Source organism: Acidocella aquatica (assembly GCF_030160635.1).
Lineage (GTDB): Bacteria > Pseudomonadota > Alphaproteobacteria > Acetobacterales > Acetobacteraceae > Acidocella > Acidocella aquatica.
The window spans coordinates 1-1,658 of sequence record NZ_BSOS01000019.1 but is presented as its reverse complement, the minus strand read 5'-3'; the positions used below and the strand labels follow the sequence as shown (position 1 = coordinate 1,658).

At 58.6% G+C, this 1,658-nt stretch carries 2 pseudogenes; one reads left to right on the top strand and one right to left on the bottom strand.

What is annotated here, in order from left to right:
- Positions 1-66 precede the first annotated feature (66 nt).
- Positions 67-798, top strand: a pseudogene (locus QQJ84_RS05340) (IS110 family RNA-guided transposase); the annotation flags it as partial.
- 148 nt (positions 799-946) lie between these two features.
- Here the strand turns inward: QQJ84_RS05340 and QQJ84_RS05335 are convergent.
- Positions 947-1,450: pseudogene (locus tag QQJ84_RS05335) on the bottom strand (helix-turn-helix domain-containing protein); the annotation flags it as partial.
- Between the last annotated feature and the right edge of the window lie 208 nt (positions 1,451-1,658).

Below are 1,658 nucleotides of genomic sequence, written 5' to 3'. Positions count from 1 at the left end.
ATGGTCACTTCCTCCCGCCAAACCACCCATTTATAGCCAACATCAACAAGAAACGCTATAAGAGCCATGCGCTTTGTTACAATGAAAACTGAAGAACAGCTGGACATGCAGACATTGCATCGAGTGAGAGATCGACTGGTGGGTGAACGAACCGCGTTGATCAACCAACTGCGCGCGATCTTACTCGAAAGAGGTGTTACGGCACCACAGGGGCGCAGCAAGCTCGAACAGTTGCTGGCCGCGATGTTCGCCGACGATGAGAACCGCGAGCTTGGCATGCTGACGGGCCGGATCCGCAGCTTGGTCGTCGACATGCGAGCCGAATGGGCGGACATCGATCGCCGGATCGCCGCCTTTGAGACGGAGTTCGTTGCCCGTGCACGCGAGGACGAGGCTGCCCGGCGCCTTCTCACCATCCCTGGCATTGGGGTGATGAATGCCACCGCGTTGATCGCAGCAATCGGCAATGGCGAGACGTTTCGCAGGGGCCGGGACCTTGCGGCCTGGTTGGGTTTGGTGCCGCGGCAGGTCACGACCGGAGGCCGGCCGCGTCTGGTCGGTATCAGCAAGCGTGGCAACAAATACCTCCGCAAACTGCTGATCCACGGCGCACGTGCGGCTCTACCCAGTCTGTTGACCAGGGCAACACCGCTGGGTGGCTGGCTACGGACATTGACGGCAAAGGTGCACAAAAATGCCGCCATCGTCGCACTCGCAAACAAGCTGGCCCGCATCGCCTGGGCCGTGCTGCGGCATGGAACCACGTTTGAGGCCAATGCGGCGATTGCGATGGCATGACCGAAATTGGCCGTTGATGATCTGACCGGCTTTGAAGATCTTCTAATCGGCCTTTGATGTTTGCGAGTGGTGGAAAAAAGATGGCCTGACAGTCAAACGGCGTTCTGGAAACCTGATTTAAAATGTGGCGCGATTGACGTCGTGAAGTTTATGAGGACCGGGACGCGCGAATCTCCATCTTGGCCGGGGGCTTGCTCCGAGGTCGGATACGTTGAAGCAGACTTGGTGGTTCATCTTGAAAATACCTCTTGCAGACGGGGCGGGCCATACGTTTTTTAAAAGTCTCCTGCGCGGCAAGGTCTTTTTTCGGATGAAACGGGCGTGGCTGCAGCCGCGTCAGCTGCAACTGGCGCAACCAGCGGCCGATGGTGCGCTCGGTTGTCTTAACCGAAAACCGGCGCGCGACTTGCGCTTGCAGATCAACGCAGCGCCAACGCACAACCTGGTCGACCTCAGGGTCCGGCCCGTTCACCACGAGCGCCAGCAGTTCCGCCATCTGCGCCTCGTTCAACAGTGGCGCCGGGCCAGGACCAACCCGCGAAATCAGCCCTGCCAGACCCTCCGCGTTGTAGCGATGCACCCAGTCGCGCAGCGTCTGCCGGTCCATGCCGTTCATTTCGGCCGCCTCGATCCGCGAATGGCCCTCCAATAGGCCCGAAGTAATGAAACGTCCAAATTTCCCACATAAGACCGTATGTCCGCTTCAGCGCTAAGCTAGCTCACCCCACATATGTGGGGTGAGCCGCGAGGATTACCCGGATGGTCCGGGTCTGTCCTCAACGCATAGGGGGACGCAGGGTAATTTGTTGAAGTACCCATCCTATTGATCCGACGCGATTTTATATGATTCGGTGTGGCCT